This is a genomic window from Pseudorhodoplanes sp. (assembly GCF_059499825.1).
Genome location: NZ_JCABZI010000005.1, coordinates 62,194 through 87,647 on the forward strand (window position 1 = coordinate 62,194; position 25,454 = coordinate 87,647).

The following is a 25,454-nucleotide window of genomic DNA, read 5'->3' on the forward strand; positions in this document are numbered from 1 at the left end:
GGCGCCAACTTAGTCTCTTCTAATTCAACGGCGGCCGTGGTGCCACAACCGCACCCATGTCTTCCAGGTATTGCGCCACGCGCAAGGCGATGTTCTCCTTCCACGGCGCTGCAATGACCTGAACGCCCATCGGCAGCGGCTTGAGCGGAACCGGCACCGCCACCACCGGCAGCCCGATGAACGAGACTGGCTGAGTGAAGATGCCGATATTCGGACGAACCGGCATCTCGACACCGTCGAGCACGAACGTCTCCTGCCCGATCGCGGGCGCGGTGCACGGCGTCGCGGGAGCAAGGATCACGTCGACATCCTCGAACAGGGCCAGCACCTGCTCGCGATACCAGCGCCGGAATTTCTGCGCCTTCATCACCAGCGACGACGGGATCATGGCGCCGGCGATCAGGCGATCGCGGGTCGCCGGATCGAAGTCATGCGCGCGCCGGCGCAAACGATCGAGATGAAGCGTTGCGCCTTCAGTCGTGGTGATGACATAGGCGGCCGCTCGCGCGCGCTGCGCTTCCGGCAATTCGATCTCGCGCGAAACGTCGAGTGCTTTCGCGACGCGTTCGATCGCCTGCAACGCTTCGGGGAACGCGCCCTTGTGGAAATAGCCGCCGGCGACGGCAATCCGCAGTCCGTCGATGCCGCGCGTCAGATGTGGCAGCGACGGTTCGACCGGCCTGTTCGCGCTGCCGGCGTCGGCCGGATCGTAGCCCTGCATCGCATCGTACGAGAGCGCCAGATCGCGGGTGCAGCGCGCGAACGGACCGAGATGATCGAGGCTGACCACGAACGGAAAGCTGCGCGCGCGCGACAGCCGGCCATAGGTCGGCTTCAATCCGAAGATGCCACAGAACGAGGACGGCACCCGGATTGAACCGTTTGTGTCCGAACCGAGCGCGAGCGGCACAAGACCGCCACTCACCGCTGAGCCAGAGCCGCCGGACGAGCCGCCCGACATGCGCGTCGTGTCGTGCGGATTGCGCGAGGCGCCGTCATGCACATTCTCGCCGGTGAAGTCATAGGCGTATTCGCCCATGTTGAGCGCGCCGACGAGAATGGCGCCTGCTGCTTCCATCTTCTCGATCAGCGGCGAGTCATGTTGCGCCGGCGGCAATTCGCGATTGATCTTCGATCCGGCGCGGGTCGGAAGGCCGGCAACGTCGAACAGGTTCTTGACCGCGAATGGTACGCCCGCCAGCGGCCCGACCGGCTTGCCCGCGGCGCGATCGGCATCGATCGCATCGGCGCGCGCGATGGCGCGCTCCGCGGTCACATCGGTGAAGGCGTTGAGCGTCCGGTCGCGACTTTCGATGACGGAAAGCGCGTCGTCGACCACTTTGCGCGCCGCCACCTCACCGCGCGCGACCGCAGCGGCAATCTCATGGCCCTTCGCGAAACCCATATCCGCCATGATCAGGCCTCGAACACCGGCGCGGGTTCGGCCTCGTCGGGAAGCGGGACGTCGTCGACCAGCTTCGCGAGCCGGAACGTCACCTCCACATTGGCGCGGATCGACGGCAGCCAGGCGGGATCAAGCGGCAGCTTCAACAAGGCGGCCGACGATGTGATCCAGGTATCCGTCAGATTGTCTTCACTCATCGAAAGGCTCACAACGGCGGGTGCGGAATGGCGGCCAGCAATTCCTTGGTATAATCCGATTTCGGCGAATCCATCACCTGTTCGGCGCTGCCCTCCTCCACGATCTTACCGGTCTGCATCACGATCACGCGGTCACAGAGCAGCCGCACGACGTTGAGATCGTGCGACACGAACAGATAGCTCATGCCGAGCTTGTGCTTGAGATCCTCCAGCAGGTTGAGCACCACCGCCTGAACCGACACGTCGAGCGCAGCGGTCGGTTCGTCGAGAATCACCAGTTCGGGATTGAGTGCAATCGCACGCGCGATGCCGACGCGCGCCTTCTGGCCGCCCGACAATTGGTGCGGGAACCGATCGAGCAATTCGACCGGCAGGCCGACATTGCGCGCCAGTTCCTCGCAACGCGCGCGCACCGCATCGGCGCCCTTGATGTCGCTCATGCGCAGGATCGGGTCGGCAATCGCGCGCGCCGCCGTAAACCGTGGATTGAGCGACTCGGTCGGATCCTGGAACACCATCTGGATGCGCCGACGCATCGGCGATTTGGCGAATTCCTTGGCTGGAATCGAGCCGATATCCTCCCCGTCAAACGTGACCATGCCGGATGTCGGATCGAGCAGCCGCATCACCATCATCGAGGTGGTCGACTTGCCGCAACCGGATTCGCCGACCAGACCGACGCTCTCGCCGCGCCTGATCGTGAAAGATATCCCGTCGACAGCCTTGAAGGTTTCGGCCTGCGGCAATTGATCCTTCTTGCGAAAGAAGCTCGCCAGCGAGCCGCCCGCACCCTGGACCGGATATTCCTTGACCAGCTTGGAGACGACCAGCAGCGGCGACTTGTCGGCGAGTTCGGCCTCAGCCGCCGGCGTCGGCGCGGGAAACGGCTCGACCGCCAGATCCTCGGGCAACAGGTCTCGCAATGACACACCGAGCCGCGGCGTCGCCCGCATCAGCTTGCGGGTGTAAGGATGCTGGGGATTTTTGAAGATGTTGGCGGACAAGGCGGTCTCCACAACCTTGCCCTTTTCCATCACCACGACCTTGTCGCAATAGGCCGCGGCCAGGCCGAGATCGTGGGTGATCAAAATGGTCGACATGCCGCGCTCGCGGGTCAGTTCGACCACGAGATCCATCACCGCTTTCTGGGTGGTCACATCGAGGCCGGTGGTCGGCTCGTCGGCGATCAGGAGCTGTGGCTGGCAGGCCAGCGCCAGCGCAATCACCACGCGCTGGCACATGCCGCCGGACAATTCGAACGGATAGGCGTGGAAGCGCTCCTCGGGCCGCGCGATGCGGACCCGCTTCAGCGCCTCGATCGCCTTTTCCTTCACGTCCGAAGGCTGCGCCTGCACATGCTGCAGCAGCACGTCGCCGATCTGGTCGCCGACTTTGCGGATCGGGTTGAGCGCCGTGCGCGGGCTCTGAAAGATCATCGACATTTCGCGGCCGCGCAGGTCGCGCATTTCGCTTTCCGGCGCGTCGCGCACATCGATGCCGGAGAAGGTGATCGAACCGTCGGCAATCTTGCCGGCCCGGTCGAGAATGCGCATCACCGCGTAGGACGTGACCGACTTGCCGGAGCCGGATTCGCCGACGATGCCGACGGTCTCGCCCTTGGCCACCGACACGTTGACATGCTGGACCGCCTGCACGACTCCGCGGCGGGTGATGAATTCGACGGTGAGATCGCGAACATCGAGGAGCGTTGCTGCGGTCATTGGCGTGCTCCTCAGGTGCGGCGCTGCGGATCGACGATATCGCGCAGACCGTCGCCCAGGAGGTTGAAGCAGAATACCGCCAACATCAATGCCGCGCCCGGGAAGAAGGCGATCCACCACTCGCCCGACACGATAAAGGTCGCGCCCTCGGCGACCATGATGCCCCATTCCGGGGTCGGCGGTCGCACACCAAGTCCGATAAACGACAGGCCTGCCGCGTTGAGGATGGCATAACCCATCGTGAGCGACATCTGCACCACCATGATCGGCATGATATTGGGCAGGATCTGGGTGAGCAGGATGCGGAATTCGCCGTTGCCCGAGAGCCGGGCCGCCTGCACGAAGCCGGCCTCGCGCCGCACATTGGCTTCGGCCCGGGCGACGCGGGCATAGAGCGGGAAATTGATGATCGCGGTGGCGATCACGATGTTGGTCACAGTGTTGCCGAGCGCAGCGACGATGCCCATGGCGAGCACGAACAGCGGAAACGCCATGATGGTGTCGGCGATGCGGCCGACGACGCGGTCGGTCCAGCCGCCGAAGAAGCCGGCGGCGGTGCCGGATAATCCGCCGAGCGCGAACACCAGCGCCACCGATGCTACGGCAATGAACATGTCGAGCCGCGCCGCGACGATCACCCGACTCAGGATATCGCGGCCGAGTTGATCGGTACCGAACCAGTGCTTCGCCGATGGCGCCTGCAAGGCCGACATGGTGTTACTGGCGAGCGGATCGTAAGGCGCGATCCACGGCCCGAAAATCGCGCAGGCCGAAATCAGCACGAACAGGCCGAAGGCCAGCCCGGTGACCGGATTTTCGGAGATCACGTAGCGCGCATGGGCGAACACCGAGGTCTGCTTCGGCGGCAACGGCGCCGCCGCAACCATCGGCGCACTGCCTGCAGCCGCAGCGACACTGGCCGTTGCGACCAGTTCGTCGGTCGCGGCGATATGGGCGGAGTCGAGATCGGGACGCTGGTTCATCCTTCAAGCCTCACGCGCGGATCGATGACGCCGTAGAGCAGGTCGATCATCAGGTTGAGCAGGACATACATGATCGCCATCACCAGCACGAAGCCCTGCACCGGCGCGAAGTCGGATGCGATCAGGGCTTCGATGGCGTAGGAGCCGATGCCCGGCCAGGCGAACACCTTTTCCACCAGCACATTGGCACCGAGCAGGAAGGAGAACACCATGCCCAGCGTGGTGATGACCGGCAGCATGGCATTGCGGAAGGCATATGTGACGATGACCGTTCGCGGCGTCAGGCCGTTTGCGCGCGCGGTGCGAACAAAATCTGACGACAGCACCGCCAGCATCGAGGCGCGGGTCATGCGCGTGATCGGCGCCAGCGAAAAGATCGCGAGCGTCGCCGCAGGCAGGATCAATTGCGAGAGCGATGCCACGAAGACTTCGAAATCCCGCGCGATCAGGCTGTCGATCGTGTAGAAGCCGGTGACATTAGGCGGCGCCGAATAGAATATCCCCAGCCGCCCCAATGGCGCGGGTGACCAGCCCAGTAGATAATAGAACACGTAGACCAGGATCAGGCCCGTAAAGAAGACCGGAAGCGAAACGCCCGCGGTGGCGACCATTCGGCAGGCATGATCGATCCATGAGCCTTGCTTGACCGCCGCCGCGATGCCGAGCGGGACCGCAATGAGCATCGAAATGATCAGCCCGATCAGCGTCAGTTCCGCCGACGCCGGGAGGCGCGCAGTGATGTCGGCGGCGACCGACTGCCCTGTTGTCAGCGACACGCCGAAATTGCCGGTGGCGAGATCCTGTATGTACCGCAAGAATTGTTCGGGTAACGACCGGTCGAGCCCGAGCGACTTGCGGATGTCCTCGATTGCCTGGGGGGTCGCGGCAGGCCCAGCAAAATAGGCGGCCGGATCGCCCGGCAAAACGCGGGTCAGGAGAAAGGTGACGATGATCACGCCGATCAGGCTCGGGATCGCGATCGATAATCGGCTGCCAATCTGCCGCAGCATCCTGCTCGCCCCTCTGTGACCGCTGCCGGACCTCTTCGCGAGGCCGTAACGCCAAACCGCATTGAAGTTGTAAGAAGCGGGTCCGCTGTCCGGTTGCGGGCCTGCACAGGCAGGCCCGCAGGACAGACGGATTACGCCTTTGCCAGCGTGCGGTAATCGAGCTGGCGGTGGAACCAGTAGCGATAGCCGGTGACGTTCTTCTGCATGGCCACGCTGAGCGAAGGCTGGAACAGCGGGATGCGCGGGATGTCAGTGAAGGACTTTTCGACGAAGCCTTTGACGTTGGTGTCGTATGCCGCCTTGTCGCCCTCGGCCGCCGCCTTCCGCGCAGCATCGATGAAGGCGTCCATTTCCTTGTTCTGATAGCTCATCGTGTTGAACAGCGCGTTCTGACCGTGATAGCACCAGAAGAAGAAATACTCGGGATAATCGAGCCAGCCCGAGAAGAAGTTGATGATCAGCGGCATCTCCTTCTTGGTCATTTCGGAGCGCCAGTTCGCACCGGGGATCTTGTTGATCGTTGTCTTGATGCCGATCTGGCCGAGGCTTTCCTGGATCAGGATCGCGGCCGGTTCATTGACCGATCCGAAGCCCAGATCGAAGGACAACGTGGTCTCGAAGCCGTTGGCGTAACCGGCTTCGGCCAGAAGCTGCTTTGCCTTGGCGAGGTCGGTATCGTAGGGAGACGGCTGCGGCCAGGCCACCTGCACCGGCGCATCTGGCTTTGCGCCATACATCGGCGTTGCCAGACCGAACATCACCGCGTCCATGATCTTCTGGTAGGGCACGGCATAAGCCACGGCCTGCCGGACCTTCACATTGTCGAACGGCGCCTTTTTGACGTTCATGCCGAGGTAGCCGATGCCGTTGCCGATCGGATTGGTCACGACATTGATCTTGCCGGCCTGCCGCAACTCGACGAAATCCTTGTTCGGCAGATCGAAGGAGATATCCGCGTCGCCCCGCTCAACCAGAGCGCGGCGGTTGCCGGCCGACGGCACCTGCCGCCATACGATGCGGCGGATCGCGGGGAGCGGGCCGCTTTTCCAGTCGTCGTTGCGCTCGAACACCACTTCGCTGCCGGGCGTCCAGCTCGCGACCTTGTAGGCGCCGCCGCCGGCAATCTTGCCCTTGGTATATTCCATCGCCCATGGGTCTTTTTCGGTGGCGTTCTTCTTCAGCAACTCGGAGTGATAGACCGCAGGCACCACCACCGCGAGATCGGGCATGGTGAGATTGTCCTTGCGGATAAAATCGACGCGGAAAGTGTGATCGTCGACAGCAACGAACTGCTCCGGCTTTTCCAACGAGCCGGCCTTCATCTGGAAGGTCGGGAAGCCGCCGACCGTCACTGCGCGATCGAACGACCATTTGACATCCTTCGCGGTGATCGGCGTGCCGTCGTGGAATTTGGCGTCCTTACGCAGCTTGAAGGTGGCCGAGGTGTCGGTGACGTTCCACTCCTCAGCCAGTTCGGGCGTAAACTTGTCGCGGTCGTAGGACGACGAGCCGTCCGGCAAAGTCTTCGCGCCATGCGACATCAGGCGGTCATAGCAATTCCACGACACTTCATAGCCGGGCCGGTTGGTGCCGACACCGTGGATGTCGAAATTGTTCGGTCCATATTCGGTGACGACAAGCGCGGTCTCCTTGCGCGCCTGCGCTTCCGCGGACGTCGAGAAAATCGCAGGCGCGGCGATGGCGGACGTCGCGGCAACAGCGGTGGTGGATTTCAGAAATTCACGGCGATTCATATTGGTGCCTCCGGGGTGCCCTTTTGATTTGGCCTCGGAACCACCTCCGCAAAGCTTGTGCCAGCTTCGCACCGACTCCGCCGAATTCTGACAAGACCCTGATCCGCAGTGATATTTAAGCTTTTGCGGATGTTGTGTGCGGATCGGACAGACGACGTTTTGCTACTTCAATTGCATACAATAGAGGTATTTGCGCATAATTTTTATGCATGTAGTGCAGCGCCACAATCGCAAGGCGCATTTCGTAGTGGGAGCAATCGTCTCACGGCTCGCGACCCGGTCGGACGCTTGCCGGATCAAACCCCGATCGGCGATAAGTCGCGCCCTTCGGTCGATCGCGCGCAGGGTCGCCGAACTCTCCTCCCCGCGCCTGCGCCGAGTATCCCGTGAAGAACATCGGCTTCCTGTCATTCGGGCATTGGACCCCCTCGTCCCAGTCCCAGACCCGTTCCGCCTCCGACGCCCTGCTGCAATCGATAGAGCTTGCCGTCGCCGCCGAAGAACTGGGCGCCGATGGCGCCTATTTCCGCGTGCATCACTTTGCCCGCCAGCTTGCGTCGCCGTTTCCGCTTCTGGCCGCCGTCGGCGCCAGGACCAGCCGCATCGAGATCGGCACCGCCGTCATCGACATGCGCTACGAGAACCCGCTCTACATGGCCGAGGATGCCGGCGCGGCCGACCTGATCGCCGGCGGCCGGCTGCAACTCGGGATCAGCCGAGGATCGCCGGAGCAGGTTATCGATGGCTGGCGCTATTTCGGATATCAGCCTCCCGAAGGGCAGACCGATGCCGACATGGGCCGTCGCCACGCCGAGGTGTTCCTCGACGTCCTGCGCGGCCAGGGCTTCGCACAGCCCAATCCGCGGCCGATGTTTCCGAACCCGCCCGGCCCCTTGCGGCTCGAGCCGCATTCAGAGGGCCTGCGCGAGCGCATCTGGTGGGGCGCTGCGTCGAACGCCACGGCAATTTGGGCCGCAAAGCTCGGGATGAATCTGCAGAGTTCAACGCTGAAGAATGACGAGACCGGGCAGCCGTTCCATATCCAGCAGGCCGAACAGATCCGCGCCTATCGCGACGCCTGGAAGGAAGCCGGACACGCGCGTGCGCCGCGAGTCTCCGTCAGCCGTAGCATCTTCGCGCTGGTGGACGATCGCGACCGCGCCTATTTCGGCCGCGAAGGCGAAGGCCAGGATCAGATCGGCTTCATCGACGCGAATACACGCGCCATTTTCGGACGCAGCTATGCGGCGGAGCCCGACATGCTGGTCAAGCAACTCGCCGAGGACGAGGCCATCGCCGAAGCCGACACGCTGCTGCTCACCGTGCCCAACCAGCTCGGCGTCGATTACAACGCGCATGTGATCGAGGCGATCCTCAAGCACGTGGCGCCGGCGCTCGGCTGGCGTTGACGTCAGCGCATCATACTCGGCAACCACAGCGAGATCGCCGGAAACGCGATCAGGATGCCGAGCCGGATCACGTCGGCGACCACGAATGGCAGCACCCCGCGGAACAGTGTCGAGGTCGGAACCTCCGGCAGCAAAGCCTTCAGCACGAACAGGTTCATGCCGACCGGTGGACTGATCAGTCCGATCTCGACCACCACGATGACGAGAATGCCGAACCAGATCGGGTCGAAGCCGAGATGCACGACCAGCGGGAAGAACACCGGCACCGTCAACAGGATCATCGACAGCTCTTCCATCGCGGTGCCGAGAAGAACGTAGATGACGCAGATCGCGGTGATGACCATGATCGGCGACAGGTTGAGCGTGCTGACGAGCGTCTTCAGGTCGTTCGGCATCGTCGTGTAATTGACGAATTCCGCGAACATCAGCGCGCCGGTCAGGATGACGAACAGCATCGCCGTGGTGCGTCCGGATTCGACCAGCGCATCGAGCAGACTGCGCCAGGTCAAAGCGCGCCGGTACAGGGCCAGGCACAAGGCGCCGAATGCGCCGACGCCGGCGCCTTCGGTGGCCGTGAATACGCCGCCATAGATGCCGCCCATGACCAGGACGAAGAGCAGCGCAACCGCCCACACGCCTTCGATGGCATGGAGCCGTTCGCGCCAGTTGGATTTTTCGCCCCGCGGACCCGCGGCCGGGTCGCGGAATACGGTCCATTGCACCGCCAGACACAGCAGAATGGTGGCAAGAATTCCGGGCAATATACCCGCGGCAAACATCTTGCCGATATTGGTCTCGGTCATGACGCCGTAGATCACCATCAGCGTCGATGGCGGAATCAGAATGCCAAGCGTGCCGCCGGCGGCGATGGAGCCGGTCGACAGGCGATCCGAATAACCCAGATTCTTCATCGAGGGATAGGCAACCTTGGCCATGGTCGCCGCCGTTGCAATCGACGAGCCGCAGATCGCGCCGAAGCCGGCGCAGGCCACCACCGTCGCCATGGCAAGTCCGCCGCGAAGATGGCCGACGAAGGCATAGGCCGCGCGAAACAATTCCTGCGACATGCCGGCGCGCGTCACCAGATTGCCCATCAGGATGAATAGCGGGATCACCGACAGGGTATAATTGCGCCCGGTCTCGTAGACCTTGGTCTCGACCATCGCCATGGCCGGCGCGAAATTCCAGTCGCGCATATAGGCGACGCCGAGGAAGCCGATCAGCCCCATCGCAAGCGCGATTGGAATCCGCAACAGCGCCAGCACCATCATCAGGCCGAGGCCGACCAGGGCTTCGGTCATGTCGTGCTCACCTTGTCAGGGTCGAATGGCTTTCGCTCTTCAACCTCGTGCGGCAAGATCGCCTTGATGAGATGAACAATGCCGGTGACCGCCACCATCAGCGCCATGAAATACACGAAGGGCCCGACCAGGATTCGCAACACGTCGGTCGTGTCGCCGTAGCCGGCAATCTTTCCGGCCTTGATATAAACGCGCCAGGCCAGACCCAGAATGAGCAGTCCGCACACGACATCCACGATCCGGCGGAGAAACGAACGTCCGCGCGGTCCGAGCAGGCCGTCGATGAAATCCAGCGTCACATGCTCGTCCGCGCGCGACACCAATGGCAGGCCCGCGAAGATCAGCGTCAGCAACATAAGTTCGGTGAGTTCGAACCCACCGCGCAGCGGCCAGTTGAAGATATAGCGGCCGATCACGTCGACCGTCGTGACCGCCATCAAACCGAACAGCAGCACAGCGGCAGCGGCGCCAAGCGTACGATCGAGCCAGGCGCCGCTATCGGTTTTTTTCGACGTCACAATGGTTGCCGTTACTGTCCGGCGGCGACGCGCTTCAGTTCTTCGTGGAATTCGGCGAAGACCTTGTCGCCGTCGACGCCCTTGGCCTTGGCGTCGGCTTTCCACTTGTCGATGATCGCCTTCGAGCGCTCGTTGACGCCCTTGACCAGTTCCGGCGACGCCTCCTGGATCTGGATATTGGCCTGCTTCATCACCTCAAGCGCGGCGCGATCGGTGGCGTCCCAGGCCTTGCCGGCGAGACGCGCGAGCGCTTCGCCCGACACCGACATGATGGCATCCTGATCGGCCTTGCTCAGCTTGTTCCACTTGTCCTCGTTCATGAAGAAGCCGAAGGCCGAACCATAGAAGCCGCCGGGGAACAGCGTGGCGTATTTGACCACCGGCCCGAGCTTGAACGAGATGATGGATTCCAGCGGGAAGAACGTGCCGTCGGCGACGCCGGAGCTCAGGAGTTCGTAGGATTCCGGCGCCGGCTTGACGAAGGCCGACGCGCCGAGCGCACGCGCCATCTGTTCGGAGATGCCGCCGCCGGAACGGATCTTCATGCCGGCAAGATCTTCGACCTTCTCGATCGGGCGCTTGGTGTTGAACATCTGGCCCGGCCCGTGGGTGAAGACGCCGAGCAGCTTGACGCCCTTGTACTCGCCCACCGGTTGAAAATATTTCCAGTGGATACGCGAGAAGGCGACCGAATTGATCTCCGCCGTCGCACCGCCACCCGGCAATTCCGGCAGCAGCGGCAGGACGTGACGCGCCGGCGTATAGCTCGCGGTGACATACGAAACATCAACCAGTCCGTCCCGGACCGCATCGAAGGTCCCGGGAGCGGCCGAGGGATGCTTCGGCAGCATCTGGAATTTGACGCGGCCATTGGTGGCCTTCTCAACATTCTGCGCCCAGACGCTCAGCACGTCCTTGGTCAAAAGGTGCGAGGGCGGCACCCAGCTCGACATCGTCAGTGTGGTGGTTTGGGCCTGAGCGGCTGGTGACCAGCCCACCATGGTTGCAAGTGCGAGCGCGGCGCCGCCGTAAACGGCAGCCCTGGCAAAGCGAGACATAACAAATCCTCCCAGATTTCTTTCTTATGAACCGGATCGGGCCACCAAGCTCGCGGTCCGTCAAGTTCAATTTGTAGGTTCTGAGGGGCGCGGGCAGGATAAAGTGACGCGACCGGAGCACGGCCGCGGCCGATCCGCAAAATTCACCCCGCGGCGGCGTTATCGATCAATCCGACCGTCCGCGCCGCTCTGCCGATCGCAGCGACGGCCTCGTCGATATCGGCGGCCGAATGTGCCGCAGACGGCTGTGCCCGCAGCCTCGCTTCGCCGCGCGGTACAATCGGAAAACAGATCGCGCCGATATAGACGCCTTCCTGCAGCAACACCCGGCTGAACTCCCGCGCCTTGTCCTCGTCGCCAACAAGAATCGGGGTAATCGGATGATCGTGACCGAGGATCCGCAGGCCCAACGCCTTCAGCCCGGCGCGAAGCCGCGCCGTATTCTCGGCAAGACGTCCGACGAGACCGTTATCGCCCATCACGCGTTCGATGGCAGCGAGCGCACCCGCTGCCGATGCCGGCGTGATGGCGGTCGTGAACATGTAGAAGCGTCCGTCGTCATGCAATCTGCGAACGAGATCGGCGCGCCCCGCCACATATCCACCGGCAAAGCCGCCGAACGCCTTGGATAGCGTCCCGGTATAGAGATCGATGTCGCCGACACAGCCCTGCGCCGCCGCAGTTCCGCGCCCGCCCGGACCGGTCACGCCGGCGGCGTGGCTTTCGTCCACCACCAGCGTCGCGCCATGGCGCCTGCAGATCGCGATCATCGCCGGCAGATCGGCCGCATCGCCCTCCATGCTGAAAATGCCGTCGGTGATGACGAGCTGGGCACCGTCATGCGGCTGCGCCAGCAACCGTTCCAGATGATCGAGATCGCGATTGTTGTAGATCTGCGTTTCGGACGCGCTCAACCGGCAGCCGTCGATGATGCTGGCATGGTTCAGCCGGTCGCTGAAAATCCGGTCGCCCTTACCGACCAGGGTGCAGGCGACAGCCACGTTGGCCGAGGTGCAGGAATTAAAAAGCAGCGCGGAATCCGCGCCGTGAAACGCCGCGAGTGTCGCGCATAATTGTTCGTGCAGCGGCGTCGTCGCCAGCGGCGGGTTGAGCGTCGAGCCGCTGCCATATTGACGTGCCGCCGCGCAGGAGCGTTCGATCACTTCGTCATCGCCGGCAAGGCCAAGATAATTGTTGGCGGTCAGGAGAATGACCGAACGCCCGTCAAGTTCGGTGCGTGCGCCGACGCGTCCACCGATGACCGGCTTTGTCGCCCGCGCATCGGACCTGCTTCCTGAATTCACCAATTCGCCCTTGATCTGCAACGGCCCGCGGCGGGCGGGTTTGCGGATACCATACCGTGTTCGCAGCCGGCAAATATCGCGCAGATGAGCGTCCTCCGCCGTCAGTCGGACCACTGGGCATGCGCGTCCGTCGGGCTCGGAGGGGGTTAAGAACCTGCACCGTCCCCGGCCGTTCCCGCGACATCGATGCCGTGACCATTTGCCGCCACTGGCGATGACACAAAATGCCGGGTCGTGCGTTTGCGATGGACCGCATTGCGAGGGGCTGCGTCGAGACTGACCTGGCCCACCTGCCCGCCACCGCACTTTTTCAGAACGGAGCGTTTTATGACCGCGGCATGGCAACCCTATTGCGGCGTTGCACCGCTGCCGTCGGAATGGCTCTCCCGCTGGAATTGGGATCCGATACTGCTGTCGGCGATGGCGGCGCTGGCGCTGGGCCATGCGATGGTCCTGTGGAGGTCCGGCGAGTTTCGTAGCCGGGGCTGGTGGTATGCGAGCCTCTGGCTGATCGCCTTTACACTCTTCGTGTCACCGCTTTGCGCGCTGTCTTCGGCGCTGTTTTCCGTCCGGGTGGTGCACCACGTGCTGCTGATCGCCGCGGCGGCGCCTCTGGCCGTGCTGTCGCTCCCGAAGCGCTGGCGTTCAGTGGCGGCACAATCCGCCGGCGTGCTCGGCGTGGTGTTCGCGCTGCATGTCGCCATCGTCTGGGTCTGGCATTTGCCGGCGCCCTACGCGTCGGCGCTGTCAAGCGACCCGGTGTTCTGGATCATGCAACTCAGCCTGCTGGGCTCCGCGATTGCGCTGTGGCGCCTGATCCTCTCGCCGGCTGGACCGGCCGGCGCAGCGCTTTCGCTGACACTCGGCACCGTGATGCAGATGGGCCTGCTCGGCGCCATGATCACCTTCGCGCGCAGCCCGCTCTACGTTCCGCATTTCGCGACCACCGAGCCGTTTGGACTAAGCCCGCTCGCCGACCAGCAACTCGCCGGGTTGATCATGTGGGTGCCGGCGACGCTGCCCTATCTGGCGGTTGCCCTCATCCTGATCGGCCGCAGCCTCGCACGCGCGGCCAACGCCGACACTATCGCATGATCGCCTGGATCAAGGCCGTCCATATCGCGGCGCTCAGTGTGTGGTGTGCCGGGCTGCTGGTTCTGCCCGCCATCTATTATCGCCGGCGCCATCTACACGGTAACGAACTTCACGACCTGCACCGTTTCGCGCGGGTGGTGTTCATCAACATCACGTCGCCTGCGGCCTTCGTCACGGTGATCGCGGGCATCGCGCTCATCTTCCTGCGCGACGTCTTCACCGTATGGATGGCATTGAAGCTCGTGGCCGTCGGAGCGCTGGTGATCGTGCATCTGCGCATGGGCCATGTGATCCTGTCGCTCTACGATCCGGGCGGCGGCTACGCGCGCTGGCGTCAGGTGACGACGACCATCGCCACGCTTTCGGCGATCACCGCGATCCTGTTCCTCGTCCTCGCAAAGCCCGTCATCGAACCGACCATCGCTCCCGAATGGGCACGGCAACCCGGCGGCCTTCAGTCCTTGCTCGAAACCATCAGTCCGATCCCATGATCAAACACCAGCTTGCCGCCGTGCCAGCCGGCGAGCGCAACGAACACACTGGCCAGAAACGACAGGCCGAGGCCGACGGGCAGAACCGCGGCCTCGGGATCGCCGATGCGCATGCCCCAGTTCAGCCCGGCAATGGACAGCATGGTCACCGCGATGACGGCGTGGGTCCAGCTTGCGGCGCGCGCCCGAATTCCCGCGACCAACAGCAGTTCTGCGGTGCCGGCGATGCTGGCCAGAACGCCGAGCCAGAAGGCGAAGCCGCTGGCCCAGAGGGCAGCGCGCGGCCAGAACGGATCGCCGGTCCACCAGTAGAACACGTCGCAGCCGAGCGTCGAGATCACCAGCGCGATGGGAAAAGTGACCAGCATCGCGTGGATGGGATGGCCGGCCACGGCCACAAGCGAACTGGTGCTGTCTTTGGTGACTTCCTCGATGACTGGATTTGCTTCGACGTCTGGATTCGCCATGACCGTGTTCGATTGTTGAGGGGGCTGCTCACCTGTCCGTCGTCGGTAACGCGCAAGGCCGCATTCCGGTTCGCGCGCGTCAATGTCGCATGGTTTGCGGCCCTCTGCCTTCCGGGCTGTCGGGGCGACCTGTCCACCCTCGATCCGGCCGGTCCGCACGCGGCATCGATCGCCAGTCTCTGGTGGGTGATGCTGTACGGCGCGGTCATCCTGTTCGCGCTGGTCTGTGTGCTGCTCGCCATTGCGTTTCTGCGGCCGGGGATCGGTCATCGCACGCCGCAGGCTGTGTGGCTCGTCGGTGGAGGGTTGGTCCTCCCCGCCGTCGTGCTGACCCCGCTGATGATCTACGCGCTGTGGACCGGTGAGCGATTGCTGTTTCGGCCGGCGGATGGCGCCGTGACCGAGGTGAGCGTTGTGGCGCGTCAATGGGAATGGTCATTCTCCTATCGCGATCTCGACGGCGCGACCCGCCGCTCGACTAACGTTCTGCATATTCCGGCCGGGCAACCGGTGCGTCTCACCATTACCAGCGCAGACGTGATCCACAGCTTCTGGGTGCCGCGGCTGGCCGGGAAGATCGACGCCATCCCCGGCCACAATACGGTGCTGCGATTGTCGGCGGACACGCCCGGCATGTATCGCGGGCTGTGCGCGGAATTCTGCGGCGTCGCGCATCTCGAAATGCAGATGACGGTGCAGGCGCATGCATCATTTGAGGAGTACCAGGCCGCCATTGCCGCGCTGCCGCCCGCGCCTGCTCTGACCGAAATGCAGGAGCGCGGCCGTGAGTAAACCCCTCGCGCCGGAGCTGGCCACCGCGCAAGACCCGATCCGGCTTCACAAGGCGCTCGATGCGGTGTGGCGAACGCCCCCAGGCATCGGACGGCTGTCCGCGGTCAATCACACGATCATCGGCCGCCGCTTCATCCTTGCCGCGCTGGTATTCTTCAGCATCGGCGGCGTGCTGGCGATGCTGATCCGGGCGCAGCTCGCAACGCCGCGCAGCGCATTCCTCGGCTCGGACACCTACAACCAGGTCTTCACCATGCACGGCACGGTGATGATGTTCCTGTTCGCCATTCCACTGTTCGAGGGACTGGCGATGTATCTGCTGCCGAAGATGCTCGGAGCCCGCGACATGGCCTTCCCGCGGCTCAGCGCCTACGGCTTCTGGTGCTACGTGTTCGGCGGCTCGATCCTGATCGCGGGGCTGGTGCTGGGCCTTGCGCCGGACGGCGGCTGGTTCATGTACACGCCGCTGTCGTCGCGCACCTACACGCCCGGGATCAATGCCGACATCTGGCTGATCGGCATCACCTTTGTCGAGATTTCGGCGCTGTCGGCGGCGATCGAGATCATCGTCACCATCTTCAAGCTGCGGGCGCCCGGCATGTCGCTCGAGAAGATGCCGCTATTCGCGTGGTACCTGCTGATCACGGCATTTATGATGCTGCTGGGATTCCCGCCGCTGATCGTCGGCTCGGTGCTGCTCGAACTGGAGCGCGCGTTCGACCTGCCGTTCTTCGATCCCACTCGCGGCGGCGATCCGTTGCTGTGGCAGCACCTGTTTTGGCTGTTCGGCCATCCCGAGGTCTACATCATCTTTCTTCCCGCGGCGGGCGCGGTCTCGACCATCCTGCCGGTTCTCGCGCGGCGCGAGATCATCGGCTACACGTGGATCGTCGTCAGCATCGTGGCGCTGGCCTTCCTGAGCTTCGGCCTATGGGTCCACCACATGTTCACGGTGGGCATTCCGCATCTCGCGCTGGCCTTCTTCTCGTCGGCCAGTACCGCCGTTGCGGTTCCGACCGCGGTGCAGATCTTCGCCTGGATCGGAACGCTGCTCGCCGGGCGCCCGCAACTGAAGCTGCCGATGCTGTATCTGCTCGGATTTTTCTCCGTCTTCGTCATGGGCGGGCTGACCGGCGTGATGCTCGCGGTCGTGCCGTTCAACTGGCAGGTGCACGACACCCATTTCGTCGTGGCGCATCTGCATTATGTGCTGGTCGGCGGCTTCATCTTCCCGATGCTGGCGGCGGCGCATTACTGGCTGCCGCATTTCACCGGCCGCGCCCCCCGACTCAGCCTCGGCGTCACCGCCTTCTGGCTGATTTTCGTCGGCTTCAACCTGACATTTCTGGTGATGCACCTGACCGGCCTGATCGGGATGCCACGGCGCATCTATACCTACGATGCCAATGCCGGGTGGGAGTGGCTCAATCTCGTGTCATCGATCGGCTCGTTCCTGATGGCGATCGGCTTCGCCCTGTTTTTTGTCGACATCGTGCTTCAGCGTCTCTCCGGCAAGCGCGCGAAGCGCAATCCGTGGGGCGCCGGCTCGCTGGAATGGGCGACAGCGACGCCGCCGCCGACCTACAATTTTGCCTCGCTCCCCGCGGTGACGGACCGTTCGCCATTAAAGACGCAGCCCGATCTGGCAACGCAGTTGGCCCGCGGCGCCGGCTATCTCGGCTTCGTGCGCGAGGGCCGGCTCGAGACGCTCGGCGTCGACCTGATGTCGGGCCGGCTCGAGCAGATCGTCCGGCTGCCGAACTCGACTTTTCTGCCGCTGATCAGCGCGCTTGCGACCGGCGTGTTCTTCGTCTCGGTCCTGCTCAAGTTCTATCTGCTGGCACTCGTCGGGGTCGGCGCGGCAATTGTCACGTTTCTCCTTTGGACCCGCACATCGGGCGATATTGCCGACCGCGGACCGGTGCCGGCCGGACGCGGCGAACAGGCAATGTTCTCGACCGAGTCGCGCGAGGCGCCATCAGCCTGGGCGATGAGCCTGGCGCTCGCGGCAGACGCAGCGGCCTACGCATCGCTTGCCTTCGGCCTCGTGTTTCTCTGGGTGGTTGCGCCCAACTGGCCGCCGCCGACCATGCCGAAGCTCGGAATGATGACGTCGGCTTGCATTGTGTCGGGACTGGTGGCGGCAGCGTTTGCCGGCTGGCGGGCGAGCCAGCCACCGGTTCTCACCAGCGTCGCGGCACGCGAGATTTATCTTGCGGTGGCTGCTGTCGGCCAAGCGATTGCGTTCGGCGCCTTGCTGGTCGCAATTCTGTCGATACCGAACGTTACGCAGCATGCCTATGCCGCGACGGCGCTCGCGCTGCTCGCCTATGTGGCGCTGCATGCCGGGGTCGGGATCGTGTTCGCGCTATACGGGGTCTGGCGCAGCCGCGCGGGATATGTCTCCCCTGCCCGTGCACTCGATGTCAGGATTGCCATGCCCTGGCATGGCTACACGGCGGTGACCGGTATTGCGACCATCGCGTTGCTGCTTGCACTTCCCTGGGCGATGTCGCCATGACGAGCCGTGTCCCGCCGCTATTCCTGTTGGCCGCAGGCTTCGCAATCTGGGCGTCGGCATTCGTGCTGCTGTATTCCGCAGCGTCGCTCGGGTGCGAGCTGGGTTGGAATCAGGCCAACGTCGGACCCATCAGCCTGTTGCGCACGGTCCTGATCGGGCTCTGGCTGATCCACATGGCGGCGCTGGCATGGCTGTTTGTTTATTGCGCGCGTGCATCACGCAGCGGCGAAACCGACCGCTTCATTCACCGCGCCGCCATGTATCTGACAATGGCCGCCATCGCGTCGACGGTCTGGATCGGTCTCGCGCTTGTGGTGCCGTCGGAATGCCGCTAGCGCGGTCAGCGCCGCAATAACGGACGCGCTATCGCGCGACCACGCGCCGGGGGCGCTTGGTTTCAACCACGACAACCCGCTGGGCGGTGGCCGGACCGGTGAACACCACCGACTTGCTGTTGTCCTTGCGGGGAGGCGCGAGTTTCAGCAGTTCCGCCCGGACCTGATCCGCAGGCAGGCCGATCAGCGAGGCCGCGATCTCGACCTGCTGGTCGATGTCGTCGGACAAATCCCGGGCCGCTGCGATCGCTTCCACCAGGGTCGGATCCTCCTGCCGGACGCGACGCGGGCCATACTTGGTTTTCCAAGCTTTAGTGTTGTTTTTGCTCATAAAACGGCCTCAGCGACTCCATGATTCCCCGGCAATTCCTAGCGCATATGCTGCGTTGCAGCAAGAACGTGCTGTGTTGCAGTTAAGCCGTTTTTGGTTTCACTCAAGAGGCCTCCATCCCCCGTCGAAATCGAGGCCAACCTCACTGGTGCGCCCTGACAGCGAAACCCGGCCGATCGCAGCGCGGCTTCCGGTCAAATCAGCTCTCGTATCGGGTGTTGCCGCGCCGCGCGGTGTCGAGCGGCAATTCCATGAACACCGGCTGGTGCGCACGCTGGGAACAGGCCTGCCGCGGACACAGATGGCAGTTGATGCCTATCTTTCGGAAGATGCGCTGATCGCTGAGATTGAACGAGGCCGCATAGCGCAGCCGGCCGGCATGCTGCAGTTCGCAGCCCAATGCCACCGACAGGCGGTGATCCTGGGTCTCGAGATTGACGGCGGGACGGTCGGCGGTGCGGCTGATGGTGAAAAAACGCTCGCCATCCGGAAGCTCCACGAATTGCGGCAGAATGACCCCCGGCGTGCGAAACGCCATGTGGATGTTCCACACCGGACAGGAGCCGCCATATTCGGCCAGATGAAACGATGTCGAATTGAATCGCTTGGTGACGTTTCCGGCCTTGTCGACACGCAGGAAGAAGAACGGCACGCCCTGCGCGCCAGGCCGCTGCATCGTGGTCAGCCGGTGGCAGGCCTGCTCGTAAGACACCGCGAACCGGGCCGAGATCCGGTCGATGTCATAGGCGGTATCTTCCGCCGTCTGCAGGAAGGTCTCGTAGGGCATCAGGAAAGCCGCTGCGAAATAATTCGCAAGCTCGACGTGACAACGCGCGAGACTGGTTTTGTTGGTGATGCCGCTCGCGGCGGTCAGCGCCGTCAACTGGTCCTCCAGCTCCACAAGACACAGCACATGCGCGAGCTGGAACACCTGGTTGCAATGATCGAGCGCTTCCGAGAGGTGAACAACACGCGCGTCGCGATCATAAAGACGGAGCGCCTGCGTCATGTCTTCTGCTGTCCGCCGGCGGACCGCTATGCCATGGGCATTGGAGAGCCGGGCCTTCAGCACCGCATAGATGTCGTCGGTCTCGCAGGCCTCCTCGCGCCGTAACCGCTCGGCCGCAAGTTCGAGCCCGTGGAAATAGTTCGAATTGTCGCGGAAGAAATCGTGGACCACGGCTTCAGCGGATGATGCCAGCAAGCCTTCCGGACCGCTCGCCGTACCCTGCCGCATGATCCGTTCCAGCGTGGTGCGGTGAATGCCGTAAAGCGCGACGAACTGTTCGACCAGTCGCGGTGCATGATCGATGGCGGCGCGCAATTCCTGCAGGTCCGGCACGTTGCCGGAGAACATCGGATCGCGCATGACATTGCGAAGCTCGGAGAGAAGGTTCGGCGCCTCGTCGCGGATCAGGTCGCGCCAGTCCACCTGGTAAGTATCGGCGAGCGCCATGAGCAGCCGGACCGACAGGCTGCGCTGGTTGTTCTCCAGCAAGTTGACATAGCCTGCACTGACGCCGAGCACCTTCGCCATCTCCGCCTGGGTCTGGCGGCGCTCGCGCCTGAGCTGCCGCAATTGCGGGCCGACAAATGTCTTCGACATGGCTTCAGCCTTGCAGTTCAAGCATCGGGCGATATTACAACATTACAAAATATCTCATTCTGTATGCAAACCAACAACACACAAACCCGGTTTTGAATGCTTTTTCGGGCGAGTCGGAGTTACCTCATGAAAACAACAACCCGACAGGCAGCAACCGACCCGGGAGGTCAGCATGGCTTTCAGAATTCTCGCTTTGGGCGCGTCCTACGGGTCGTTGTTCGGCACCAAATGCGCCATGGCGGGCCATGACGTCACCCTGGTCTGCCGGTCCGAAACCGCGGAACTGATCAACCGCGCTGGCACAGTCGTTCGGATCAAACTGAAGGGCGAGGCAGCCGCCCGCGCCATTCGATCGGCCGACCTGATCGGAAATGTCCGCGCCGCGACACCGGATGCCGTCGATCCCTCAGGCTTCGACCTCGCGGTGCTGGCGATGCAGGAACCGCAATACGGCCATCACACCATCCGGCCGCTGATGGCGAAGCTCGCCGAGGCGCGTGTCCCCTGCCTGTCGCTGATGAACATGCCGCCCGCGCCATATCTGAAGCGGCTCGGTGCGATCGATGCGGGCGCGCTCGACGACGCATTCTCGAACATCAGGGTCTGGGACCGGTTCGATCCGCGCGCGGTGACATTATGCTCACCGGATCCGCAGGCTGTGCGTCCGGCAGACGAGCCGGCCAATGTGCTGCAGGTCAATCTCGCGACGAATTTCAAGGCCGCCGAGTTCGGCCTTCCGGAATACAACGCCATCCTGCATGCGCTTGCCGACGACATCGAAAGCGTCCGGCTGGCCGGATTGGATGTGCCGGTGAAATTGCGCGTCTCGCCCTCGTTGTTCGTCCCGCTCGCCAAATGGCCGATGCTGATGACAGGCAATTACCGGTGCGTGACGCCGGGCCATCCGATTGCCATTCGCGACGCGGTGTTGGGCGATCCGGCGCTGTCGCGCGACATCTATTCCTGCGCGGAAGCCATCGTGCTGCGCATGGGCGCCGAGCCCGACGATCTGGTCGCGTTCGACAAATATGCCGCGGCCGCCGAGCAACTGCTGCGTCCCTCCTCGGTTGCGCGTGCGCTGGCTGAAGGTGCCGCAGCGGTCGAGCGTGTCGACCGGCTCATTCAGGCCGTCGGACGCCAGCTCGGAATTACGCATCCGGCCATCGACCGGATCGTCACCCTAGTCGATGCCAGCCTTGCCGGAAATCGCGCCCGCGCTGCCTGATCGACGTCTCGCGCCTTCCCGTAGATCCCGATCGCCGGAGCACCCGCAGTGGAGCCGCATCTCAAACTCGTTCCATCTCAAAAGCCAGCGTCGCCCGGCTTCTTCAGCAGTCCGGTGGAGGTCATCGACCCTGCGGTGTCGCGGGCGCTCGCCGCTGAACTCGAACGTCAGAGCGATGAAATCGAACTGATCGCATCCGAGAATATCGTGAGCCGCGCGGTGCTCGACGCGGCCGGTTCAGTGCTGACGAACAAGTATGCGGAGGGCTATCCGGGCCGGCGCTATTACGGCGGCTGCGAGCATGTCGACGTGGTCGAACTGCTCGCGATCGAACGAGCCTGCGAGCTGTTTCGTTGCAACTTCGCCAATGTGCAGCCGCATTCCGGCAGCCAGGCCAACCAGGCCGTCCTGCTGGCCGTTTCCAAGCCGGGCGACACCATCCTCGGCATGCGGCTCGATTCCGGTGGCCATCTTACCCACGGCGCCGCACCCAATCTGTCCGGCAAATGGTTCAACGCGGTCGGCTATGGCCTGCGCAAGTCAGACCAGCGCATCGACATCGATCAGGTCGAAGCGCTTGCGCTGGAGCACAAGCCGCGCGTCATCATTGCCGGCGGCTCCGCCTATCCCCGCCAGATCGACTTCGGCGCGTTCCGCCGGATCGCGGACGCGGTCGGCGCGTATCTTATGGTGGACATGGCGCATATCGCCGGCCTGGTCGCGGCCGGCCTGCATCCGTCGCCGTTTCCGCACGCCCATGTCGCTACATCGACAACCCACAAGACGTTGCGCGGTCCGCGCGGCGGGCTCGTCCTCACCAACGACGAGGACCTCGCAAAGAAAATCAACTCGGCGATGTTTCCCGGCCTGCAGGGCGGTCCGCTAATGCATGTGATTGCCGCCAAAGCCGTGGCCTTCGGCGAAGCGCTGACGCCCGCCTTCAATCATTACATCGCTTCGGTTGTGGCCAATGCCAACGCGCTGTCGGCAAGGCTGAAGCATCATGGCTTCGATATCGTTTCCGGCGGCACCGATACGCATCTCGCTCTGGTCGATCTGCGTTCAAAGGGCCTGAAAGGCAATCTGTCGGAGCAGGCGCTCGGCCGCGCCAACATCACCTGCAACAAGAACGGCGTGCCGTTCGATACCGAGAAGCCCACGGTCACATCGGGCATACGCGTCGGCACGCCGGCCGGGACCACGCGTGGCTTCGGCATCGCCGAATTCCAGACCATCGGCGATCTGATCGCCGAAGTGCTGGAGGGCCTTGCCAAACACGGACCCGACGGCAACGGCGTCACCGAGACCGCGGTGAAGGCGCAGGCGAAAGCGCTATGCCGCGCCTTCCCTATCTACGCAAGCCACTGAACCAAAACCGAATTCAAGAGGGAGCGACGCAATGCCAGGATTCAAGGGGTTGGCCGTACCGGGACCGACCAACATGCCGTTTCGCGTCCGTCAGGCCATGGACGTTGCGCTGGAGGATCATCGCGCGCCCGATTTTCCGGCGTTCACGCTTCCTCTGTTCGCCGATCTGAAGACGATCTTTCAGACCAGCACCGGACAGGTGTTCATTTTCCCGGGCTCCGGCACCGGCGGCTGGGAATCGGCGATCGCCAATACGCTGTCGCCCGGCGACACCGTGCTCGCGTCGATCTTCGGCCAGTTCTCGTTGCTGTGGGTCGATCTGTGCCAGCGCTTCGGTCTGAAGGTGGATGCGGTCGATGTCGAGTGGGGCAAGGGCGTGCCGCTGGACCTTTATCGGGCGCGTCTCGAAGCCGACAAGACCCATGCCATCAAGGCCGTGCTGGTGACGCAGAACGAAACCGCGACCGGCGTCACCTCAAGCGTCGCCGGGGTGCGGCGCATCCTGGACGACCTCAAGCACCCTGCTCTGCTGTTCGTCGACGGCGTCAGTTCCATCGCCTCGATCGACTTCCGGATGGATGAATGGGGCGTTGACGTTGCGGTCGCGGGATCGCAGAAGGGCTTCATGCTGCCGACGGGTCTCGCGATCGTATGCGTCAGCCAGAAGGCGCTGGCGGCCGGCAAGACCGCGAAACTGCCGCGCTGCTTCTTCGACTATCAGGACATGATCAAGGCCAACGCCCAGGGCTATTTCCCCTATACGCCGGCGGCGACGCTGCTCCGCGGGCTGCGGGCCTCGGTCGACATGCTGACGGAAGAGGGATTGCCGAATGTGTTCGCGCGTCACCACCGGCTCGCCGGTGCAGTCCGCGCCGCCGTCGATGCCTGGGGTTTGCGCATGTGCGCGCAGGGCCCGGAATGGTTCTCCGACACCGTGACCGCGGTGGTGGTGCCGGACGGCTTCGATGCGAACGAGGTGATCAAGACCGCCTACAATCGCTACGACCTCTCGCTCGGCACCGGCCTGAACAAGGTCGCGGGCAAAGTGTTCCGGATCGGCCATCTGGGCTGGCTGAACGAAATCATGGTGCTGCAGGCGCTCGGCGGCGTCGAACTTGCGATGCGCGATGTCGGAATCAAGTTCGAGCCGGGCTCCGGCACCGGCGCCGCGGTCCGCCATCTGTCGCAATCGGGAGAGGCGATGCGGATCGCCGCCGAGTGATCCGTACCGCCTGAGACAACGCGACGATAGCGCCCCGCATGCGGGGCGTTATTGTGTTGTGCAGCCAGAACCGCTTGGGACACATCCAGAATGCGCATCGTTTTTCTCGACCGATCGACGATCGGGCCATCGGTCCGGATGTCGAAACCGTCCTTCCCGCACGAATGGATCGAGCACGACCGCACGCAACCCGACCAGGTCGTCGAGCGGCTGACCGGCGCCGATATCGCGGTCTGCAACAAGGTGCCGATCCGGCGCGACGCCATCATGCAATTGCCGGACCTGAAGATGATCTGCATTCCGGCCACGGGCTATGACGCCTTCGATATCGATGCCTGCAAGGAACGCGGCATCGTCGTGTCGAACGTCCGCGGTTATGCCGTCAATACCGTGCCGGAGCACACCTTCGCGCTCATTCTGGCGCTGCGTCGCGGCCTGATCGGCTTCCGTCAGGACGTGATCGACGGCCGCTGGCAGGAAGCCCAGCAATTCTGCTTCTTCACCCATCCGATCAACGATCTGGCCGGCTCGACGCTTGGCATCATCGGCGAAGGCGCGCTCGGCCAGGGCGTCGCGCGGCTCGGGCAGGCTTTCGGCATGCGGACGCTGTTCGCGGCCCACAAGAATGTCACGGGGCTGGGACCGCTTTACACGCCGTTCGACGAGGTGCTGGAGACCTCGGATGTCATCACGCTGCATTCGCCGCTGATGCCGGCGACCCGCAACATGATCGCCGCGCCCGAATTCGCTAAGATGAAGCGGCGCCCGCTGCTGATCAACTGCGCGCGCGGCGGACTCGTCAACGAAGCCGATCTCGTGGACGCACTGGACAAGGGACAGATCGCCGGCATCGGGTTCGACTGCCTCACCTCGGAGCCGCCGAAACCTGACAATCCGCTGTTGAAAGTCCTCAATCGTCCCAACGTGATCGTGACCCCGCATACCGCATGGGCCAGCGACGAAGCCATGCAGACGTTATGGGATCAGGTTGTCGAGCATATCGACAATTTCCAAGCCGGCCGCCCGAGCAACCGCGTCGCATAGACAGGCGACTTCCGATCAGCCGACCGCCCGGCGGGGCCACCGCCGGTACAGGTCCATCAGATGCGCGATCAGCGCGGCGCCGAGACACAGCGCAACCACCGGCCAGCTCGATCCGGTCAGGACCGCACGCAGCGCCAGCACGAGGCAGGCGCCGGCGAGCAGCATCGCGAACAGATCACGCGCCGCCACTCCGCGCCCCGTAACCCTCCGGTACAAAAGAAGCAGCAGCGCTTCGGCGACCATCACAACCAGGATGACATCCGCCACCATTCCGCTGCGGAAAAATTCCTCCATGGT

Annotated in this window: 24 protein-coding genes; 10 read left to right on the forward strand and 14 right to left on the reverse strand. The window is 63.6% G+C overall.

Annotated elements, in window-relative coordinates:
• Positions 1 to 19: 19 nt before the first annotated feature.
• The 6 genes from AC5I5I_RS07395 to AC5I5I_RS07420 form a co-directional block, all read right to left on the reverse strand.
• Entirely contained in the window at positions 20 to 1,414 is a 1,395-nt protein-coding gene (locus tag AC5I5I_RS07395; protein WP_495971466.1) for an AtzE family amidohydrolase, read from the reverse strand.
• 2 nt (positions 1,415 to 1,416) lie between these two features.
• Positions 1,417 to 1,602, reverse strand: coding sequence for a DUF4089 domain-containing protein (locus AC5I5I_RS07400; RefSeq protein WP_495971468.1), 186 nt, complete (start codon positions 1,600 to 1,602; stop codon positions 1,417 to 1,419).
• 8 nt (positions 1,603 to 1,610) lie between these two features.
• Positions 1,611 to 3,323, reverse strand: coding sequence for a dipeptide ABC transporter ATP-binding protein (locus tag AC5I5I_RS07405; protein ID WP_495971470.1), 1,713 nt, complete (start codon positions 3,321 to 3,323; stop codon positions 1,611 to 1,613).
• 11 nt (positions 3,324 to 3,334) lie between these two features.
• On the reverse strand, positions 3,335 to 4,210 hold the full coding sequence (locus tag AC5I5I_RS07410) for an ABC transporter permease (protein ID WP_495972543.1): 876 nt from the start codon (positions 4,208 to 4,210) through the stop codon (positions 3,335 to 3,337).
• Between the two features lie 92 nt (positions 4,211 to 4,302).
• Positions 4,303 to 5,316 carry an ABC transporter permease gene (locus tag AC5I5I_RS07415; protein ID WP_495971472.1) on the reverse strand — a complete coding sequence of 338 codons (1,014 nt, stop codon included), beginning with the start codon at positions 5,314 to 5,316 and terminating at the stop codon, positions 4,303 to 4,305.
• Between the two features lie 131 nt (positions 5,317 to 5,447).
• Positions 5,448 to 7,070 carry an ABC transporter substrate-binding protein gene (locus AC5I5I_RS07420; protein WP_495971474.1) on the reverse strand — a complete coding sequence of 541 codons (1,623 nt, stop codon included), beginning with the start codon at positions 7,068 to 7,070 and terminating at the stop codon, positions 5,448 to 5,450.
• Between the two features lie 386 nt (positions 7,071 to 7,456).
• Between AC5I5I_RS07420 and AC5I5I_RS07425 the strand changes: the two genes are divergently transcribed.
• Positions 7,457 to 8,479, forward strand: a complete 1,023-nt coding sequence (locus tag AC5I5I_RS07425; RefSeq protein WP_495971476.1) for an LLM class flavin-dependent oxidoreductase — start codon at positions 7,457 to 7,459, stop codon at positions 8,477 to 8,479.
• Between the two features lie 2 nt (positions 8,480 to 8,481).
• Here the strand turns inward: AC5I5I_RS07425 and AC5I5I_RS07430 are convergent, their stop codons facing one another.
• From AC5I5I_RS07430 to AC5I5I_RS07445, 4 genes are all read right to left on the reverse strand, one after another.
• Positions 8,482 to 9,780 carry a TRAP transporter large permease gene (locus AC5I5I_RS07430; RefSeq protein WP_495971478.1) on the reverse strand — a complete coding sequence of 433 codons (1,299 nt, stop codon included), beginning with the start codon at positions 9,778 to 9,780 and terminating at the stop codon, positions 8,482 to 8,484.
• Positions 9,777 to 10,298, reverse strand: coding sequence for a TRAP transporter small permease (locus AC5I5I_RS07435; RefSeq protein WP_495971480.1), 522 nt, complete (start codon positions 10,296 to 10,298; stop codon positions 9,777 to 9,779). Before AC5I5I_RS07435 ends, AC5I5I_RS07430 begins: the two co-directional genes overlap by 4 nt.
• Positions 10,299 to 10,309: 11 nt before the next feature.
• Entirely contained in the window at positions 10,310 to 11,356 is a 1,047-nt protein-coding gene (locus AC5I5I_RS07440) for a TRAP transporter substrate-binding protein (protein WP_495971482.1), read from the reverse strand.
• A 143-nt stretch (positions 11,357 to 11,499) separates the two neighbouring features.
• Positions 11,500 to 12,774 (reverse strand): aminotransferase class I/II-fold pyridoxal phosphate-dependent enzyme, encoded by a 1,275-nt coding sequence (locus AC5I5I_RS07445; RefSeq protein WP_495971484.1) that lies wholly within the window; start codon positions 12,772 to 12,774, stop codon positions 11,500 to 11,502.
• A gap of 213 nt (positions 12,775 to 12,987) precedes the next feature.
• Here AC5I5I_RS07445 and AC5I5I_RS07450 point away from each other — a divergent pair, with 213 nt between their 5' ends.
• Both AC5I5I_RS07450 and AC5I5I_RS07455 read left to right on the forward strand, forming a co-directional pair.
• Positions 12,988 to 13,755: a cytochrome c oxidase assembly protein gene (locus tag AC5I5I_RS07450; RefSeq protein WP_495971486.1), complete on the forward strand. Its 768-nt coding sequence runs from the start codon at positions 12,988 to 12,990 to the stop codon at positions 13,753 to 13,755.
• Positions 13,752 to 14,246, forward strand: coding sequence for a CopD family protein (locus AC5I5I_RS07455; RefSeq protein WP_495971488.1), 495 nt, complete (start codon positions 13,752 to 13,754; stop codon positions 14,244 to 14,246). Before AC5I5I_RS07450 ends, AC5I5I_RS07455 begins: the two co-directional genes overlap by 4 nt.
• Here AC5I5I_RS07455 and AC5I5I_RS07460 read toward each other — a convergent pair.
• Entirely contained in the window at positions 14,210 to 14,713 is a 504-nt protein-coding gene (locus AC5I5I_RS07460) for a DUF2231 domain-containing protein (protein WP_495971490.1), read from the reverse strand. The genes AC5I5I_RS07455 and AC5I5I_RS07460 overlap by 37 nt on opposite strands.
• A 15-nt stretch (positions 14,714 to 14,728) precedes the next feature.
• Here AC5I5I_RS07460 and coxB point away from each other — a divergent pair, with 15 nt between their 5' ends.
• From coxB to AC5I5I_RS07475, 3 genes are read left to right on the forward strand one after another with little or no spacing between them, the layout of a single operon-like run.
• Positions 14,729 to 15,505 carry a cytochrome c oxidase subunit II gene (coxB, locus tag AC5I5I_RS07465; protein WP_495971492.1) on the forward strand — a complete coding sequence of 259 codons (777 nt, stop codon included), beginning with the start codon at positions 14,729 to 14,731 and terminating at the stop codon, positions 15,503 to 15,505.
• Complete coding sequence (ctaD, locus tag AC5I5I_RS07470; RefSeq protein ID WP_495971494.1) at positions 15,498 to 18,026, forward strand: cytochrome c oxidase subunit I; 2,529 nt, start codon at positions 15,498 to 15,500, stop codon at positions 18,024 to 18,026. The genes coxB and ctaD overlap by 8 nt, the downstream gene beginning before the upstream one ends.
• Entirely contained in the window at positions 18,023 to 18,361 is a 339-nt protein-coding gene (locus AC5I5I_RS07475; RefSeq protein WP_495971496.1) for a hypothetical protein, read from the forward strand. Before ctaD ends, AC5I5I_RS07475 begins: the two co-directional genes overlap by 4 nt.
• A 28-nt stretch (positions 18,362 to 18,389) precedes the next feature.
• Here AC5I5I_RS07475 and AC5I5I_RS07480 read toward each other — a convergent pair whose 3' ends face one another.
• On the reverse strand, positions 18,390 to 18,692 hold the full coding sequence (locus AC5I5I_RS07480; protein WP_495971498.1) for a hypothetical protein: 303 nt from the start codon (positions 18,690 to 18,692) through the stop codon (positions 18,390 to 18,392).
• A gap of 199 nt (positions 18,693 to 18,891) precedes the next feature.
• The gene (locus tag AC5I5I_RS07485) at positions 18,892 to 20,298 is read right to left on the reverse strand and encodes a helix-turn-helix domain-containing protein (protein WP_495971500.1); all 1,407 of its coding nucleotides are present in this window, start codon (positions 20,296 to 20,298) and stop codon (positions 18,892 to 18,894) included.
• Between the two features lie 172 nt (positions 20,299 to 20,470).
• Here AC5I5I_RS07485 and AC5I5I_RS07490 point away from each other — a divergent pair, with 172 nt between their 5' ends.
• The 4 genes from AC5I5I_RS07490 (at position 20,471) to AC5I5I_RS07505 (ending at position 25,157) form a co-directional block, all read left to right on the forward strand.
• Positions 20,471 to 21,523, forward strand: a complete 1,053-nt coding sequence (locus AC5I5I_RS07490; protein ID WP_495971502.1) for a ketopantoate reductase family protein — start codon at positions 20,471 to 20,473, stop codon at positions 21,521 to 21,523.
• Between the two features lie 48 nt (positions 21,524 to 21,571).
• Positions 21,572 to 22,891 carry a serine hydroxymethyltransferase gene (glyA, locus tag AC5I5I_RS07495; protein WP_495971504.1) on the forward strand — a complete coding sequence of 440 codons (1,320 nt, stop codon included), beginning with the start codon at positions 21,572 to 21,574 and terminating at the stop codon, positions 22,889 to 22,891.
• Between the two features lie 31 nt (positions 22,892 to 22,922).
• Complete coding sequence (locus AC5I5I_RS07500; RefSeq protein ID WP_495971506.1) at positions 22,923 to 24,113, forward strand: aminotransferase class V-fold PLP-dependent enzyme; 1,191 nt, start codon at positions 22,923 to 22,925, stop codon at positions 24,111 to 24,113.
• Between the two features lie 90 nt (positions 24,114 to 24,203).
• Positions 24,204 to 25,157 carry a D-2-hydroxyacid dehydrogenase gene (locus AC5I5I_RS07505; protein ID WP_495971508.1) on the forward strand — a complete coding sequence of 318 codons (954 nt, stop codon included), beginning with the start codon at positions 24,204 to 24,206 and terminating at the stop codon, positions 25,155 to 25,157.
• A gap of 15 nt (positions 25,158 to 25,172) precedes the next feature.
• Here AC5I5I_RS07505 and AC5I5I_RS07510 read toward each other — a convergent pair whose 3' ends face one another.
• Positions 25,173 to 25,451 (reverse strand): hypothetical protein, encoded by a 279-nt coding sequence (locus tag AC5I5I_RS07510; protein WP_495971510.1) that lies wholly within the window; start codon positions 25,449 to 25,451, stop codon positions 25,173 to 25,175.
• Positions 25,452 to 25,454 lie beyond the last annotated feature (3 nt).